18 protein-coding genes are annotated in these 15,656 nt (G+C 72.8%); 7 read left to right on the top strand and 11 right to left on the bottom strand.

Annotated features, from left to right (window positions below; translation table 11 throughout):
• Positions 1 to 25: 25 nt before the first annotated feature.
• Both Q5530_RS32155 and Q5530_RS32150 read right to left on the bottom strand, forming a co-directional pair.
• Complete coding sequence (locus Q5530_RS32155) at positions 26 to 934, bottom strand: alpha/beta fold hydrolase (protein ID WP_415366569.1); 909 nt, start codon at positions 932 to 934, stop codon at positions 26 to 28.
• A complete protein-coding gene (locus Q5530_RS32150; RefSeq protein ID WP_415366568.1) occupies positions 931 to 1,830 on the bottom strand; it encodes an AurF N-oxygenase family protein in 900 nt (299 codons plus the stop codon). The genes Q5530_RS32155 and Q5530_RS32150 overlap by 4 nt, the downstream gene beginning before the upstream one ends.
• A gap of 64 nt (positions 1,831 to 1,894) precedes the next feature.
• On the opposite strand from Q5530_RS32150, the gene Q5530_RS32145 reads away from it, so the two are divergent.
• Together Q5530_RS32145 and Q5530_RS32140 are read left to right on the top strand one after the other, a co-directional pair.
• On the top strand, positions 1,895 to 2,629 hold the full coding sequence (locus Q5530_RS32145) for a TetR/AcrR family transcriptional regulator (RefSeq protein ID WP_380638468.1): 735 nt from the start codon (positions 1,895 to 1,897) through the stop codon (positions 2,627 to 2,629).
• Positions 2,629 to 2,991, top strand: a complete 363-nt coding sequence (locus tag Q5530_RS32140) for a DUF4873 domain-containing protein (RefSeq protein ID WP_415366567.1) — start codon at positions 2,629 to 2,631, stop codon at positions 2,989 to 2,991. The genes Q5530_RS32145 and Q5530_RS32140 overlap by 1 nt, the downstream gene beginning before the upstream one ends.
• A gap of 72 nt (positions 2,992 to 3,063) precedes the next feature.
• Here the strand turns inward: Q5530_RS32140 and Q5530_RS32135 are convergent, their stop codons facing one another.
• Both Q5530_RS32135 and Q5530_RS32130 read right to left on the bottom strand, forming a co-directional pair.
• Positions 3,064 to 3,291 carry a DUF3107 domain-containing protein gene (locus tag Q5530_RS32135; protein WP_415366566.1) on the bottom strand — a complete coding sequence of 76 codons (228 nt, stop codon included), beginning with the start codon at positions 3,289 to 3,291 and terminating at the stop codon, positions 3,064 to 3,066.
• Positions 3,292 to 3,332: 41 nt separating this feature from the next.
• Complete coding sequence (locus Q5530_RS32130; RefSeq protein ID WP_415366565.1) at positions 3,333 to 4,010, bottom strand: ferritin-like fold-containing protein; 678 nt, start codon at positions 4,008 to 4,010, stop codon at positions 3,333 to 3,335.
• Between the two features lie 300 nt (positions 4,011 to 4,310).
• Here Q5530_RS32130 and Q5530_RS32125 point away from each other — a divergent pair, with 300 nt between their 5' ends.
• The 3 genes from Q5530_RS32125 to Q5530_RS32115 all read left to right on the top strand — a co-directional run bounded on the left by Q5530_RS32125 (position 4,311) and on the right by Q5530_RS32115 (position 8,886).
• Entirely contained in the window at positions 4,311 to 6,017 is a 1,707-nt protein-coding gene (locus Q5530_RS32125) for a DEAD/DEAH box helicase (RefSeq protein ID WP_415366564.1), read from the top strand.
• 524 nt (positions 6,018 to 6,541) lie between these two features.
• Positions 6,542 to 7,855: a PQQ-binding-like beta-propeller repeat protein gene (locus tag Q5530_RS32120; protein ID WP_415366563.1), complete on the top strand. Its 1,314-nt coding sequence runs from the start codon at positions 6,542 to 6,544 to the stop codon at positions 7,853 to 7,855.
• Between the two features lie 158 nt (positions 7,856 to 8,013).
• On the top strand, positions 8,014 to 8,886 hold the full coding sequence (locus Q5530_RS32115) for an alpha/beta fold hydrolase (RefSeq protein WP_415366562.1): 873 nt from the start codon (positions 8,014 to 8,016) through the stop codon (positions 8,884 to 8,886).
• 3 nt (positions 8,887 to 8,889) lie between these two features.
• Here Q5530_RS32115 and Q5530_RS32110 read toward each other — a convergent pair whose 3' ends face one another.
• The 5 genes from Q5530_RS32110 to Q5530_RS32090 form a co-directional block, all read right to left on the bottom strand.
• Positions 8,890 to 9,192: a hypothetical protein gene (locus Q5530_RS32110; RefSeq protein WP_415366561.1), complete on the bottom strand. Its 303-nt coding sequence runs from the start codon at positions 9,190 to 9,192 to the stop codon at positions 8,890 to 8,892.
• A 10-nt stretch (positions 9,193 to 9,202) separates the two neighbouring features.
• On the bottom strand, positions 9,203 to 10,042 hold the full coding sequence (locus tag Q5530_RS32105) for a PD-(D/E)XK nuclease family protein (RefSeq protein WP_415366560.1): 840 nt from the start codon (positions 10,040 to 10,042) through the stop codon (positions 9,203 to 9,205).
• Positions 10,043 to 10,262: 220 nt separating this feature from the next.
• Positions 10,263 to 11,120, bottom strand: a complete 858-nt coding sequence (locus Q5530_RS32100; protein WP_415366559.1) for a PHP domain-containing protein — start codon at positions 11,118 to 11,120, stop codon at positions 10,263 to 10,265.
• A 31-nt stretch (positions 11,121 to 11,151) separates the two neighbouring features.
• Positions 11,152 to 11,712, bottom strand: a complete 561-nt coding sequence (locus Q5530_RS32095) for a PH domain-containing protein (protein ID WP_380638458.1) — start codon at positions 11,710 to 11,712, stop codon at positions 11,152 to 11,154.
• 42 nt (positions 11,713 to 11,754) lie between these two features.
• On the bottom strand, positions 11,755 to 11,913 hold the full coding sequence (locus tag Q5530_RS32090; RefSeq protein WP_170185132.1) for a hypothetical protein: 159 nt from the start codon (positions 11,911 to 11,913) through the stop codon (positions 11,755 to 11,757).
• 142 nt (positions 11,914 to 12,055) lie between these two features.
• Between Q5530_RS32090 and Q5530_RS32085 the strand changes: the two genes are divergently transcribed.
• Complete coding sequence (locus Q5530_RS32085) at positions 12,056 to 12,469, top strand: NUDIX hydrolase (RefSeq protein WP_415366558.1); 414 nt, start codon at positions 12,056 to 12,058, stop codon at positions 12,467 to 12,469.
• Positions 12,470 to 12,483: 14 nt separating this feature from the next.
• Here Q5530_RS32085 and Q5530_RS32080 read toward each other — a convergent pair whose 3' ends face one another.
• Complete coding sequence (locus Q5530_RS32080) at positions 12,484 to 13,569, bottom strand: DUF2332 domain-containing protein (RefSeq protein ID WP_415366557.1); 1,086 nt, start codon at positions 13,567 to 13,569, stop codon at positions 12,484 to 12,486.
• 75 nt (positions 13,570 to 13,644) lie between these two features.
• Positions 13,645 to 14,151 (bottom strand): MaoC family dehydratase, encoded by a 507-nt coding sequence (locus Q5530_RS32075; RefSeq protein WP_380638455.1) that lies wholly within the window; start codon positions 14,149 to 14,151, stop codon positions 13,645 to 13,647.
• A gap of 298 nt (positions 14,152 to 14,449) precedes the next feature.
• On the opposite strand from Q5530_RS32075, the gene corA reads away from it, so the two are divergent.
• Positions 14,450 to 15,532, top strand: coding sequence for a magnesium/cobalt transporter CorA (gene corA / locus Q5530_RS32070; protein WP_415366556.1), 1,083 nt, complete (start codon positions 14,450 to 14,452; stop codon positions 15,530 to 15,532).
• The last annotated feature ends 124 nt before the right edge of the window (positions 15,533 to 15,656 follow it).

Genomic DNA, 15,656 nt, shown 5'->3' with positions numbered 1-15,656 from the left:
ACCGGTCAGGGCCCTGACTCGCCGGTCAGGGCGCCGACCCACCGGGAGCGGGGCGGCGCAGCAGCGCGGTGATGCGCGCGGTGACCTCCTCCGCCCTCTCCAGGGGCAGCATGTGCCCGGCGCCGGGGTGCACGACCAGCTCGGCCCCCGGCAGCTCGTCGGCGATGACGCGCGCGTGCCCGAGCGGCGTGAGGCGGTCGGCGGTGCCGGCCAGCACCACCGCGGGCACCCGGGCCAGCCCGGCCAGCGCCCGGCGCCGGTCGTGCTCGTCGAGCGAGTCGCGGAACGCCACCATGGCCACCGGGTGGCAGCACCCGACCATCTCCGCCGTCATCGCCACGTGCCGCCACGACGGCCGCTCGCCGAACAGCAGCCAGCGCAGGCCCGGCCGCACCGCGCCGGTGCGCTTGAGCAGCCTCGGCCGCCGGGACCGGGCGATCCGCCGGTTCACCGCCTTCTCGCCCGCCGTGAACAGCCGCCCGAGCGCGCCCGGCAGCCCGAGCGTCGTGCCCGCGAGTTCACCCGAAGAGGTGGCGACCAGCACCACGCCCGCGAGCCGGTCCACCAGCGCGGGGTGCTGCTCGGCCAGCGCCATGATCGTCATGCCGCCCATCGAGTGGCCGACCAGCAGGACCCGCCCGGTCGGCACGAGCGCCCCGACCAGCTCGGCCAGGTCGTCGGCGCACCGGGCGATGGTGGCCGTGCCCTCCGGCGCGGGCGACGACCGGCCGTGACCGCGCAGGTCGTAGCGCAGCACGCGGCCGGGCAGCCCGCGCGCCACCTCGTCCCACGAGGTGTGGTCCAGCGTCCAGCCGTGCACCAGGACGGTCGTGGTCGTGGCGTCGCGCGGGCCGGTGTCGACCACGTGCAGCTCCGCGCCGTCCGAGGTGGTGAACCGGGTGGTGCCCCCCACCGCCGCGCCCACCGCGCTCACCCGAGCAGGAAGGACCGGCGCCACGCGCGCGTCCCCGGCTTGCCGACGAGGCCGACCTCGTCCAGGAACCCCATGATCCGCTCGCCCGACCAGCGGATCGTCTCCCGCCAGTGCGGGTTGCCCAGCGCGGCCCGGTGCGCCTCGTCCCGGTCGAGCCCGACCGCGGCGTAGACCTCGGGGTTGATCAGCGACCGGATGACGAACATGGACGTGGTCGCGAGCAGCCACCGCTGGTAGGGCAGCTCCTTGCGGGTGATCGTGGCCATGCCGCGCACGACCTCCTCGCGCGCGAACCGCACGTGGCGGGCCTCCTCCAGCACGTGGATGCGGTTGACCATGCGCACCAGCGGCTGCACCGACCCGTCGGCCATCGCCTCGCGCTGGAGCCGGTCCAGGACCTCCTCGGCGACCAGGATCGAGCCGTACAGCGCGGGCCCGTAGCCGATCACCGGCAGCACCTTGCCCAGTCGGCGGGTGTGCGGGCGGGGGCCGTAGGCCGGGCAGCCGATGCGCTCGACCAGGCGCGCGAACATGGTGGAGTGCCGGCACTCGTCGGCGATCTCGGTCAGCGCGTACTGCGCGTGCCGGGTCGTCGGGTCCGCGCCGTAGATCTCCTTGAGGAGCATCTGCATCAGCAGGATCTCGAACCACAGGCCCACGGACGCGATGCTGGCGACCTCGTGCCGGGACAGGTCGACGCGCTGCTCCGGGCTCATCCGGTCCCACAGCGCGGTGCCGTAGAGGGAGCAGCGGTGCTCGGGGGTGTACCGGAGGCCCTCGACCAGCGGCGCGGACCAGTCGATGTCGACCTCGGGGTCGTAGGACCGGTCGGCCGAGGAGTTGAGCAGCCGTTCGGCGGTCTTCTCGCGGTCCGCCACCTTGACGGTCCTCGTCATGGACCCCTCCCCGATCGAGTACATGTTACTTGAGGTAACGGTTACTTCTGGTAGCGTGCGTCACATGGCTCGAACTGTCAAGGGCGGGACGGACGCTCGGCGCGAGCGGTGGAAGGGCCACCGCGAGGCGAGGCGCGCCGAGTTCGTCGAGGCGACCATCCGCGCGGTCGCCGGGCACGGCCCGGACGTGGGCATGGACGAGATCGCCGCCGAGGCCGGGGTGAGCAAACCGGTGCTCTACCGGCACTTCGCCGACAAGTCCGACCTGTACCTGGCGGTGGGGCAGCGGGCCACGGAGATGCTGATGGACCGGCTCGGCCCGGCCATCGGCCACGAGGGGCCCATCCGCGTCCGGATCGCGCGGATCGTCGACGCCTACCTGTCGGTGATCGAGGAGCACCCCAACCTGTACCGGTTCGTGGTGCGCGCCTCGTTCGCGGACCGGCCGGTCGAGCAGGACGTGGTCGGCGAGGACAAGACCATGATCGCCAACGCGCTGGCGCGGCTGCTCGGCGACTACCTGCGGGCGTTCGGCATGGACTCCGGCGGCGCCGAGCCGTGGGCGCACGCGCTGGTCGGCATGGTGCAGAACGCGGGCGACTGGTGGCTGGACCGGCAGTCGATGACCCGGGCGAGCCTGAGCGACTACCTGACCACGATCATCTGGCACGCCATCGACGGGCTGCTGCGCTCCGCGGGCGTCGAGATCGACCCGGACGCGCCGCTGACCACGGAGTTCTCCCCCGAGGAGGCGCTGTCCGAACCCCGGTTGCGGCTGGTCGACGGCAGGGAGGCGTGATGGCGGGGGAACACGGTCCGGACGGGCACGGGCACCCGGAGGACGGGCACCAGGAGGACGGGCACCAGGAGGACGGGCACCAGGAGGACGGCTACACCGGCGAGGCCGTGCTGGTGTTCGATCAGCGGGAGGTGCCGGTGGGCGTCGAGCTGCGCGGCTTCTTCCAGCCCATCGACGGCCGCTACCACTGGTACGGCCGGGTCGCGGCGGACGAGCGGGTCACCGAGCTGGTCGAGGGCGGCGCGCGGACCGCGCTGCTGCGCACCCCCGGCGGCGCGGCGACCGGGTCCCTGACCGACCCCGACCCGTGGGGGCGCTACCGCGTCGCGGGGACCTCCACCCCGCCCTTCCCGGTCGGCTGACCGGGACCCGAACACGCGGAAAGGGCACCCGTTCGGGTGCCCTTCCGGTCGTCCACGGCCGTGCCGAACGGCTCAGCCGGCGACGAAGCCGACCCGGCGGGCGTCGCTCGGGCCGATCTCCACGTACGCGATGCGCGCCGCGGGCACCACGAAGCGGGCGCCCTTCTGGTCGACCAGCACGAGCTGCCCGGACCCCGCCTTCAGCGCGTCCGCGACCTGCGCCTCGACCTCATCGGGGGTGAGCCCGCTGGACACCACGAGCTCCCGCGGGCTGTCCGCGATGCCGACCCTGACCTCCACGCTGACCTCCGTGCGCGCGACGATGGCTGTCGAGGGCAACACTAGCCGAGGCCGAGCACGGTCATGCGGCGTGTGTGGCTCTGCTGGAGCCGGCGGAACAGCGTGGCGATGCCCGCCAGGTCCCCCGAACCGCGGATGATCAGCTCCGCCAGCCCGTCCCGCTCCGCCACCACGTACTGGGCCTGCGTCAACGCCTCGCCGAGCAGCCGGCGGCCCCACAGGGTCAGCCGGTCGCGGAGCTTCGGGTCCGCCTCGCAGGCCGCCAGGACTTCGCGCTCGGCGAACGCCGAGTGACCCGTGTCGGCCAGCACCGCCAGCACCAGCTCCCGGGTCGGCTCGTCCAGCCACTCGGCCACCTCGCGGTAGAAGTCGGCCGCCAGCGCGTCGCCCACGTACGCCTTGACCAGCGACTCCAGCCACGACCGGGGCGCGGTGGAGGCGTGGAAGGCGTCGAAGCCCGCCGCGAACGGCCGCATCGCCTCCTCCAGCGACCGGCCCCGCTCCGCCAGGTAGCGGTCCAGCAGCGCGTAGTGGCCGATCTCGGCCGCGGCCATCCGCGACAGCGCCGCGCGCCCGGCCAGCGTCGGCGCGGTGCGGGCGTCCTCCGCCATCCGGTCGAACGCCGACAGCTCGCCGTACGCGATCGCCCCGAGCAGGTCCACGACCCCCTCGGCGAACTGGTCGGACACCGCCGCCCGCCCCGCCTCCGCTTCGCTCATGCCGGGGAGCCTAGCCGGGCACGCCGCACCCACGACGTCGTCGTTGTGCCCCGATCGTCCAGGTCGGCGGGTATTGTGGTGCTTCGACGCCCGGTGCGGCGCGGCCCAGTGGGGGCTCGCAGCGGTACCGACGGCTGAACTGCGGCGGCACCGTGCCGTCAGGAGAGGGTGCGCGCACAAACCTCGCCGGCCCCTCCCGCGACCTCGCCCGGCCCTCGGCGGCCCAGCGGCGGTGACGCGGTCGAGCGGCCCGTACAGGCCGTGCGCGCTGGTACGAGAGAGGCGATCACCCTGACTGCGATGAACGAAGACACCCCCATCGATCCCGTGACCCTGGAGCACAGCGAGGCCGGTGTCCCCGAGGGGGACACCTCGCACCCGCTGGTGGCCAACGCGCCGGCGCGGACCGACTCCCCCACCTTCACCGAGATGGGCGTGCGCGAGGAGATCGTGCGCGCGCTCGCCGAGGCGGGCATCGAGCGCGCGTTCGCCATCCAGGAGCTGACCCTGCCGCTCGCGCTCGCGGGCGACGACGTCATCGGCCAGGCCCGCACCGGCACCGGCAAGACGCTGGGCTTCGGCATCCCGCTGCTCCAGCGCATCACCACCCCCGGCGACGGCACGCCGCAGGCGCTGGTCGTGGTGCCCACCCGCGAGCTGTGCCTCCAGGTCACCCACGACCTGACCGACGCGGCCAGGCACCTGGACGTGCGCGTGCTCGCCATCTACGGCGGGCGGCCCTACGAGCCGCAGATCGCGGCGCTGCGCAAGGGCGTGGACGTCGTCGTCGGCACCCCGGGCCGGCTGCTCGACCTCGCCGAGCAGCGGCACCTCGTGCTCGGCAAGGTGCGCGGGCTCGTGCTCGACGAGGCCGACGAGATGCTGGACCTGGGCTTCCTGCCCGACATCGAGCGGATCCTGCGCATGGTGCCCGACGAGCGGCAGACCATGCTGTTCTCGGCGACCATGCCGGGGCCGATCATCACGCTCGCCCGGACGTTCCTCAACCAGCCCACGCACGTGCGGGCCGAGGAGAACGACGCGGGCGCCATCCACGAGCGCACCGAGCAGTTCGTCTACCGGGCGCACGCCCTGGACAAGACCGAGCTGCTGGCCCGGATGCTCCAGGTCCGCGACCGGGGCCTGTCCATGATCTTCACCCGCACCAAGCGCACCGCGCAGAAGGTGGCGGACGACCTGGTCGAGCGCGGCTTCGCGGCCGCCGCCGTGCACGGTGACCTCGGGCAGGGCGCGCGCGAGCAGGCGCTGCGGGCGTTCCGGTCGGGCAAGATCGACGTGCTGGTGGCCACCGACGTCGCGGCGCGCGGCATCGACGTGGAGGGCGTCACCCACGTCATCAACTACCAGTGCCCGGAGGACGAGAAGACCTACGTGCACCGCATCGGCCGCACGGGTCGGGCGGGGCGCACGGGCGTCGCGGTCACGCTGGTGGACTGGGACGAGGAGCCGCGCTGGAAGTCGATCAGCGACGCCCTCGGCCTGGGCAAGCCGGAGGCGGTGGAGACGTACTCGACGTCGGACCACCTGTTCACCGACCTGAACATCCCGTCCGGTTCCTCCGGCCGACTGCCGCTGGGCCTGCGCACGCGGGCCGGGCTGGACGCGGAGCCCGAGGAGAACCTGAAGACCGGCGGCAAGAAGACGCGGTCCAAGTCGCGTCGCCGGGGTCGTGGCGAGGCGGCGGACGAGGCCGCCCCGAAGTCGTCGCCCTCGGCGCCGTCGTCGTCCTCGTCGGCCCCGTCGTCGGCCCCGTCGTCCTCGCCCTCGTCCTCGGGTGACGAGGAGGGGACCAAGCGCCCGCGCAAGCGCCGCCGCAGCCGCGCCGGCGTGTCCGTCGAGGGCGAGGGGACCCCGAGCGAGGTGCCCGCGGGCGCGCCCGGCGACGCCGAGGCCCAGTCCTCGTCGGCGGACGGCCCGTCCCGCCCGCGTCGGCGCAGGCGTCGGCGTGCCGGTGGTGGCGAGGCGGAGGCCCCGTCGGCGGAGTAGGCTCACGCCTGTTCGACGAGACGTTTCTGCTGGTGAACGGGCTTGTGCGTCACTCGATTGAGTGATCATGGGCCGAAAATGTACGGAAACGGTGTTACCGACACTCGGTTAAAAGAGTGAGGAACGCCGGCCACCACGGGACCGCGACTCGCACAGGGGTCGCGGTCCACACCTGAGACCGCGGCTCCCACGGGCCGCGGTCCGCCACACGGGGCAGCCGGAGCACCAGGAGCACCCGGGACCGCCCGCCGCCTCGCGCCACGGGGCAGACGGGCCCGCCCGTGCGCCACGCGGGTAAGAGGTGGGCCACGGCTCGTGCGCCACGCGGGTGAGGGGTAGGCCACCGCCCGTGCGCCACGCGGGTGAGGGGTAGGCCACCGCCCGTGCGCCACGTGGGGAGGGGTAGGCCACCGCCCCGCCGCCGCAGGGGTTGTGGTCTCACATGGGCCGCGGTTCACACCGACCTCTTCCCCGTGGTGGGAGCATGTCGCCAGACAGATCGCCGATCAACGGGGAGCCGGGCAGTGGGTCAGCCGGAGCAGGCGGAGGCGAACGGGCGGGGCGTCCTGGCAGAGGACGTCATGGAAGATCCCGCCGACCTCCACGACGACGCGGACGAGCCGCTACCCGCCCGCTCGTGGCGCACCAGGGGTGACTTCATCGGGGTCGCGCTGGTGACGGTGGCGGTGCTGGTGGCGACGCTGGTGGTGTGGCTGACCAGCGACGCCCGCAACACCACCAGCCAGACCGGCCCGTCGCAGATCACCCCCCTCCAACCGGTGACCGTGCTGCCGCCCGCGCTCGCGGAGGTGTGGCGCGCGCCCAGCGGCGCGACCCCGGTGCCGGTGAACCTGGACTCGGTCGTGGTCACCGGCGACGGCGGCGAGGTCGTCGGCCGGAACGCGCTGACCGGCGACGTGCGCTGGCGCTACAGCCGCGACTGGCCGCTGTGCACCGTGTCGACCGCGTGGGGCCGGGTGTTCGCCGTGCACCGCAAGGAGATCAACTGCTCGGAGGTCACCACCCTCGACACCGCCTCCGGCACCCGCGGTCCGCAGCGCAACGGTGACGCCGAGCTCGGTACCCGCCTGTTGAACGAGGGCTCCCACGTGCTCACCACCGGGGAGAAGTTCGTCGAGGTCTACCGCCGCGACGACCTGGTGCGGTCGCTGGAGTACGGCACCCTGCGCGCCATCGTGAACCCGGGCAAGCAGCCGCGCCCCAACTGCACGTACGGCTCGTTCGCGGTGGCGCCCGGCAAGGTCGCGGTGCTGGAGCGGTGCCCCGAGCAGGACCCCGGCGACCGGATCACGATCCTCAAGCCGAACCCCGAGAAGTCCGACGAACCGCAGGTCATCAGCAGCATGGCGCTCGCCGACAAGGGCACCCGGGTGGTCGCGCTGACGGCGACGCGGGTCGCGGTGGCCACGCCCGGCAAGCTGACGGTCTTCGACGCCGACAACGGCAGCCTGGTGGCCGAGTACCCCGTCCAGGTGACCGCGGAGGAGCTGGCCGGCGACCCGCCCGGTCGGGTGGCGTCGACCTTCACCAGCACGGCGAACACCTACTGGTTCACCGGGTCGCGGACGATCGCGCTGTCGCTCAACGACCTCAACCCGCTGTGGACGGTGGACGGCACCCTCGGCACCGGCACCACGATGGCCGGTCACCTGCTCGTGCCGGTCGCCGGCGGGTTGGACGTGATCGACCAGGTCAGCGGCCAGGAGGTGGCCTCGGTGCCGGTCGACCGGGAGGGGTACACCGGGCCCGTGGAGATGGCCACCGAGGGGCCGGTCGTGCTGGAGCAGCGCGGGGGCACGCTGGTCGCGCTGCGGTAGCGACACGCTGGTCGCGCTGCGGTGGGTGGGGAGGCGGGAAGGCGCGGCGGGAGAAGGTCCCGCTGTCGCCCGCGTCACGTCGAACCACCCGGTCGGCCCCGCAGCCGGTGCGGAGGACCACCACGCGTCCGCGCCCCCGGTACGGCAGACTGCCAGACGTGCACTCGCAGTTCAGCCCGCACCGCGCGGCGCGCGTCGACCTGCCCGGCAGGCACGGCCCGATCGCCGCCCTGCGCTCCCCCGCCGCCGGGCGCGACCTGGGCGCCACGGCGCTGCTGGTCCCCGGCTACACGGGGTCCAAAGAGGACTTCGTGCCCCTGCTCGACCCGATCTCCGACGCGGGCATCGAGGTCGTCGCCGTCGACCTGCCCGGCCAGTACGAGTCGACCGGACCGGTCGCGGAGGCGGAGTACCGGCCCTCGGCGCTGGGCGTGGGGCTGTCCGAACTGGTGGCGAAGCTCGCCGCGGAGGGCAGGCGCGTGCTGCTGCTGGGCCACTCGTTCGGGGGACTGGTGGCGCGGGGCGCGGTGTTGGCGGGCGCTCCGGTGTCCGGGTTGACGCTGCTCGCGTCGGGTCCGTCCGAGCTGCCGCCGGGGGCTCGGCGCGCCGCGCTGGACCAGGGCGAGGTGGTGCTGCGCGAACGGGGCGTGGAGGCGGCGCAGCAGGTCAACGAGTCCCGCCAGGCGCTGAACCCGCACTGGCGGGTGATGTCGCAGGAGCTGAAGGACTTCTACCGGACGCGGTTCGTCCGCTCGTCGCCGGCGGGGCTGCTGGGCATGGGCGAGGCGCTGCGCACCGAGCCGGACCTGGTCGCGAAGCTGGCCCGCACCCTGCGCACGACGGGCACCCCGTGCCTGGTGGTGTGCGGCGAGCTGGACGACGCGTGGTCGGCGGCCGCGCAGCGCGACATGGCCGAGCGGCTCGACGCGGACTTCGCCGCGCTGCCCGGGGTGGTGCACTCGCCGAACACGGAGGCGCCGGACGCGCTGCTGGGCACGGTGCTGCCGACGTGGCGGGCGTGGCTCAGCTGAGGCTCACGCCCACCAGTAGAACCACATCGTCAGGGCGGTGAGCACGACCACGACCAGGCCGCACACCGTCACGGCGCGGCCCTGCCGGCGGTCCGCGAAGACCTGCGCCACCGCCGCCGCGACGGCTGCCCCGACGTGGCCGGCGACCACGTCGAGCCCTGGTCCGGGCAGGTCGTGGGCGCCCGCGTAGACCTGCACGCCGATCAGGGCCAGCGCCAGCAGCACCAGTCCGACGGCGAACGCTCCGCTGACCCCGCGCCACAGCCTGGCCACGCGCGGTTCGGGTCTGCTGTCGACCATCGTCACGTGGTCAACTCTACGGCGCGAGCAGCTCCCACGGTTCGAGCGCCGGCGACGCGCGCTGTCCCTCGGGGCAGGAGCGCCGGAAGTCGCACCAGGTGCACTGCCGGCCGGTGCGGGGCGGGAACAGCACGTCCCGGTCGCCGCCCGCGGCGAGGGTGTCGGAGGCGAGGCTGAGCTCGTCGGCGGCCTCCTCGGCCCGGGTCACGTGCCGGCCCAGGCTCTCCTCGGTGTGCTCCCACACGGCGACGGACCTGGTGGGCAGGTGGTGCAGTTCGACCCGGTGGCACGGCCTGCGCAGGGTGCGCCGCGCGGCCAGCGCGTACAGGGCGAGCGCCTGGGAGCCGCGCGCGTCGTCCACGGTCAGGGCGTGCCGCCCGGTCTTGTAGTCCACGATCACCAGTTCGCCGTCGCGCAGGTCGATGCGGTCGACCCGCCCCTCGGCGACGATCCGGGTCGTGGGGGTGGACACCCAGCGCTCGATGCCGACCGGTTCGATCGAGGTGTCGGTGCCCTCGACGTAGTCGCGCACCCAGCCGACCGCGCGGTCCCGGTAGCCGGCGGCCTGCTCGGCGTCGCGGAAGCCGTCGTCCTTCCACTGGCGGTGCAGCAGGGCCACGGCCTGCTCGGGGGTGCGGCGGTCGGCGGGCAGGTCGAACAGGGCCTTGAGGGCGTTGTGCACGACGGCGCCGAGCGTGTTGTGCGCCCACGCGCCGCCGCGCGGGGGTGTCGGCCGGTCCAGGTAGGCCATGCGGAAGCGACGCGGGCAGTCGGCCCACGTGGACAGCTTCGCCGGCGTCACCTTCACCAGCTTCTTCGGGGCGGCCCCGAAGTCGAACCCCAACTGCTCAGGCACGGGCCAAAGCTACAGGGTTGAATGCGCCGCCTCCGGCGTCGCGGCGAGACCGCCTGGAAGTCGGGGGTGCTGTCCGGAGAGGTTGCGCGAACGGCGGGTAGGCGAGTCGACCCACCACGGCCGGTCGACCCACCACGGCGGTCAGCCCACCGAGGCCGGCCGGTCAGCCCGCCACTCCGGTCAGCCCACTGCGGCCGGTCGGTCAGCCCGTCAGGGTCGGTCAGCCCACCAGGACCTTGCAGCCCGTGGCGCGGTCGGCCAGGGCGTCGAGCACGTCCGGCGACGTGGTCTCGGCGCCCAGCTCCACCGTCTTGTTCGTGCCGTGGTAGTCGCTGGACCCGGTGGTCAGCAGCCCCAGCTCGCCGGCCAGCCCGCGCAGCCGCGCCCGCGTGGCCCGGTCGTGGTCGGGGTGGTCCACCTCGACGCCGGCCAGCCCCAGGTCGGTCAGGTCGGCCACCACCTGGTCGCTCACGATCGGCCCGCGCGAGGTGGCGAACGGGTGCGCGAGCACCGTCACCCCGCCCGCCTCGGTGATCATCCGGATGGCCCGCTCGACGGGCGTGTCCGTGCGCGACACGTAGTACCGCCCACCGGTCAGGTACTTGGCGAACGCCTCGTCCACGGTGGTGACCACGCCGGCCCGGATGAGCGCCATGGCCAGGTGCGGCCGGCCCGCGGGGGCGTCGGCGGGCATGGCCGCCATCAGCTCGTCCGGGTCGATGGGGAAGCCGTCGGCCACCATGTGCTCGGCCATCCGCCGCAGCCGCTGCCGCCGTTCGAGGCGCAGCCTGAGCTGCTCCTCGACCAGGGCGGGCGAGGTGTGGTCGTACAGGTAGGCCAGCAGGTGCACGGTGATCTTGCGGCCGAGGCCGTCGTCGGAGGCGCAGGACAGCTCCGCGCCCCGCACCAGCTTCAGGCCGGGTGGCAGGGCGTTGGCCGCCTCGGTCCAGCCGGCGGCGGTGTCGTGGTCGGTCAGCGCGACGGCACCGAGGCCCGCGGCCGCCGCGGCGGCCACGAGCGCGGCCGGCGTGTCGGTGCCGTCGGACTCGGTCGAGTGGGTGTGCAGGTCGATGCGCACCCACCCAGTCTGACCTACGCCGCCGCGCGGCCTACGGCACCATCTTCTTGCCGCGTGCCGCCCGCTGCGCCTTGATCATGGAGAAGCGCTCCGCCTGCGCCTTCTTGTCGCCGAAGGTCAGCTCGGAGATCGCGTCGTAGACCTCCTCGGGGTTCGGCAGGTACTCGATCCGGTTGAGGGCCTGGATCTGACCCGCCGACTCCACGACCAGGGTGCCGAAGCCGAACATGCGCCCGAGGAACGTGCGCTCGTAGGTGAGGTCGGTCACCTTGCTGATCGGCATCATGGCCACCTTGGTCTCGAAGACCCCCGAGGAGATCATGAACCTCTTGTCGGTGACGACGATCCGCTCCACCCACCACTCCATGACGAAGTAGGCCAGCCTGAGCAGCACGAACAGGGACGCGTACCAGAGGATGTTCTGGATGATGCCGGCGTTCCCGGGCAGCAGGTAGGAGATCATCATGGCGCCGGCGAGCAGCGCCCCGGCCTCCACCAGATCCCAGAGCAGACTGCTCCAGTGCCTGCGTACCCGGATGACCCGCCGCTCGGTCGGCAGCAGGTACTCGTCGGGGTCCCGTGGTGCGAACATGCCTAGACCTCTCGCCGAGGGGGAGGGAGGAGCCGGCGCGACTCAGAACAATTGTTTCACGAAGGTGATGAGCGCCTCAGCCGCTTCCCGGAGGGTCCCGAGGATGTTCTGCACCAGCTGAGCCGCCTGCTGCGGCTCCGCGATGAGGAAGAACAGGACCAAGCCGACCCCGGCGAAAGTGAGAATCTTCTTCAGATTCACGGTGATCAACCCCGTTCGCTACCGCACCCGTTTGGCGCCAGTGAAAACCGTTGTACCGCACTCTGCGGCAAGTCGGGAGATTTGTACCGCACTCGGGGCAGCCTCCAGCACCGCCAACCCGGTGCGACTACGCTTCGTGATCGTGACGGCCAAAAGTGCCCCTCGGACCCGCTGCGTTGGCGCGATAGTGCATGACACGAATGGGCGAGTGCTGCTCGTGCGTCGCCGCAATCCCCCAGGTGAGGGACTGTGGTCACTTCCGGGAGGGCGCGTCGAACCGGGTGAATCCGACGAGACCGCACTTGTGCGGGAAGTACGGGAAGAAACGGGACTCTCCGTGACCGTCGGGGCGTGGGTCGGCACGGTTGACCGAGTGGCGCCACGGGGGGTCTACGAGATCCACGACTACGCCTGCCAGGTGCGATCGGGGACGCTCCGGGCGGGTGACGACGCCTCCGACGCCCGGTGGGCCGACTCTGCGATCTTGGCCACACTCCCACTGACCGAGATGCTCCACGACACCCTCGCGGCGTGGGGGCAGCTCCCCCGCCGCTGATCGACTTCGCCCGATCAGGGGAGCCAGATCAGCCGCTGGCCGTGGAGGGCGGTGCGCGCCAGCGCGCGGGCCGAGCGCAGCGCGCCGTCCGCGAAGTGGACGAGCCCGAGCACGCCGAACGCCGGTCCGGCCGGGTCCGGCCGCAGGTCGTCGCGCCCCGGCAGGACGTGCGCCAGCCCCGCCGCGTAGCTCTCGTGGCTGATCCACCACACCGGCCGGCCCAACCCGGCCAGCGCGGCGACGAACTCCTCCCCCGCCAGGTACGGCAGGGTGTTGCTGGTCATCACCACCAGCGGGAGGGCTTCGGGAACCCGCGCGGCCGCGCCGGGCAGGTCGGCCACCGCGTCACCCGTCACGAACTCCGGCGGCGACCTGCGCTGCGCGGTCGCGGCCACGCCGAACAGCCGCACCCGCTCCGGCTGGTCGGCCCACACGCACGCCTCCAACCAGGCGTACGTGTCCTCGTCGGTCAGGTCCGCGGGCGCCCGGTCCAGGCCGACCCGCGCGGCCACCTTGACCGACTTGGGGATCTTCGGCAGCTCCGCCCCGGGCGCCAGCTCCAGCGCGCAGTGCAGCCCGACCGGCGCCTTCGCCGGCCCCGCCGCCAGCTGCCCGGCCTGCTGGGTCTGGTAGCGGTAGGCGTACCGGTCGAGGTTGAGCAGCAGCCCGGCCGAGCAGCCGACCTCCAGCAGCCCCACCGGCCCCTTGACCTGGGCCAGCGCCGGGTAGAGCAGGGCGGCGCGGCGCACCTCGTTGGTCTGCGTGGTGCGCCGCGAGACCAGCTCCCGCACCCGGTCGGCCCGCTCCAGCACGAACTCCCGGAACAGCGGCCAGGTGCCCTCGTCCGGGCCGCAGGAGCCGCCCAGCGAGGGGTAGTAGTCGGTCAGCCGGTGGAACGGCTCGGCCTGGAGCAGCCGGTGGGCCGCCGCCAGCAGCAGCGTCGGGTGCGCGAACCGCTCGGGCGCGGCGGTCAGCAGGCCGGCGACCTCGTCGTCCTCGGCCGCGCGGGCGGCCAGGTGCTCGTAGAGCGGGGAGACGCCGTGCGCCTCCCGCCGGGCGAACCGGCTCAACGCCCCGCGCACGAGCTCCAGAGAGGTCACATCGCTCCTTTTGTCCGGATCAACCGACGCCTACCCGCCCGGCACGTCCAGCCCGGCCCTGCCCGCTCAGCCCGCTCAGCCCGCCGCGGGTTCCGGCCGGCCCGGCTGCTCGCCGCCGCGCGCCTCGCCGTAGGAGCGCTTCGGCACCATCACCTTGCGGCGGAACACGCAGACGACCGTGCCGTCCTGCTTGTACCCGCGCGTCTCGACGTGCACCACGCCCCGGTCGTCCTTCGACTTCGACGGGGTCTTGTCCAGCACCTCGGTCTCACCGTAGATGGTGTCGCCGTGGAAGGTCGGCTTGACGTGCTTGAGCGACTCGACCTCCAGGTTGGCGATGGCCTTGCCCGAGACGTCCGGCACCGACATGCCCAGCAGCAGCGAGTAGACGTAGTTGCCCACGACGACGTTCCGGCCGAAGTCGGTGGTCTCCGCCGCGTAGTGCGCGTCCAGGTGCAGCGGGTGGTGGTTCATGGTCAGCAGGCAGAACAGGTGGTCGTCGTACTCCGTGACCGTCTTGCCCGGCCAGTGCTTGTAGACCGCGCCGACCTCGAACTCCTCGTAGTAACGCCCGAACTGCACTACCGCCTCCGTTGGCCGTCGTGGTGGGCCGGGTGGGGTGGTCGAGCACCACATCCGACCGGGACGACAGTGTGAGCACCGGGGGAGTACCCTCGGCAACCGGTCTGTGAGCGACTCCACCGCCGCGACCGCCGACCCGAGGAGGTGAGGACCAGCGATGAGCAACGACCCCCATCCTGCGAGTACCTCGCGCGTCCTCATCGGGGAGCCGGCTTCCCACAGCTAGGCCCAGCGGTACCGGTCGGGGACGTGCCGTCGTCGTTCGTCGATGTCGACGCCTGCTTCCCGGAGGTTCCTCGTGCCCAGCCTGCCCTCGCTCGGCGGCCTGAGAGGCCGCATGCCCGACCGCGACCGCCCGGCCGTCCCCGTCCCGGTGCCCCTGTCCTCCTACGTCGTGGACTGCGGCGTGTACGTCGACGGCGCCCGCCTGCCCGGCCGCTGGACGCACGCCGCCGCGGTGGAGGAGGTGCGCGGTCGCGGCGAGGGCTTCGTCTGGATCGGCCTGCACGAGCCGGCCGCCGAGCAGATAGAGGGCGTCGCGGACACCTTCGGCCTGCACGAGCTGGCCGTCGAGGACGCCGTGCACGCCCACCAGCGGCCGAAGCTGGAGCGCTACGACGACACGCTGTTCATGGTGCTCAAGACGGTCCGCTACATCCAGAACGCCTCCCCCGACGCGGCCAACGAGATCGTCGAGAGCGGCGAGATCATGGTGTTCCTGGGGCGCGACTTCGTGGTGACGGTCCGGCACGGCAACCACTCCGGCCTGGCCGTGGTGCGCCGCGAGCTGGAGGCCGAGCCCGAGCGGCTCCGGGTCGGCCCGGCCGCGGTGCTGTACTCGATCGCCGACCACGTGGTCGACAACTACCTGGACGTGACCGACCACATCGAGGACGACATCGACTCGATGGAGGCGCTGGTCTTCCAGCCGCGCAGCCGGGTCAGCGCCGACCAGATCTACCTGATGAAGCGCGAGGTGCTGGAGCTGCGCCGCGCGGTGATGCCGCTGGCCGTGCCGCTGCGCCGGCTCGCCGAGGGCTACACGCCGCTGATCCCCGAGCAGGTGCGCTCCTACTTCCGCGACGTCGACGACCACCTCACCCAGGTGTCCGAGCGCGTGTCGAACTTCGACGAGCTGCTGACCACGCTGGTCAACGCCGTGCTGGCGAAGATCACGCTCCAGCAGAACCTGGACATGCGCAAGCTCGCCTCGTGGGTGGCGATCATCTCCGTGCCGACCATGGTGGTCGGCGTGTACGGCATGAACTTCGAGCACATGCCCGAGCTCCAGTGGAAGTACGGCTACCCCATGGTGATCGCGGTGATCCTGGTGGTCTGCCTGACGCTGTACCGAATATTCCGTCGCAACGAGTGGCTGTGACCCCCCACCCCTCCTCCGCGACAGGAACCCCCGCCATGACCAGGATGCTCACCAACCTCCGCTTCTGGGTGCTCACCTTCCTGCTGGGCTGGCTCACCACGGTGACCGTGCTCATCGCCACCGG

It is taken from the genome of Saccharothrix sp. BKS2, from assembly GCF_047689505.1.
GTDB classification, from domain to species: Bacteria; Actinomycetota; Actinomycetes; order Mycobacteriales; family Pseudonocardiaceae; genus Actinosynnema; species Actinosynnema lopnurensis.
This window is presented reverse-complemented; position numbering and strand designations above follow the sequence as displayed.

Bases quoted from the DNA above. Each gene is read 5' to 3' on its own strand.
- Q5530_RS32150 (WP_415366568.1), bottom strand. From the start codon at position 1,830: ATGACGAGGACCGTCAAGGTGGCGGACCGCGAGAAGACCGCCGAACGG.
- Q5530_RS32145 (WP_380638468.1), top strand. From the start codon at position 1,895: ATGGCTCGAACTGTCAAGGGCGGGACGGACGCTCGGCGCGAGCGGTGG.
- Q5530_RS32140 (WP_415366567.1), top strand. From the start codon at position 2,629: ATGGCGGGGGAACACGGTCCGGACGGGCACGGGCACCCGGAGGACGGG.
- Q5530_RS32130 (WP_415366565.1), bottom strand. From the start codon at position 4,010: ATGAGCGAAGCGGAGGCGGGGCGGGCGGCGGTGTCCGACCAGTTCGCC.
- Q5530_RS32125 (WP_415366564.1), top strand. From the start codon at position 4,311: ATGAACGAAGACACCCCCATCGATCCCGTGACCCTGGAGCACAGCGAG.
- Q5530_RS32095 (WP_380638458.1), bottom strand. From the start codon at position 11,712: ATGTTCGCACCACGGGACCCCGACGAGTACCTGCTGCCGACCGAGCGG.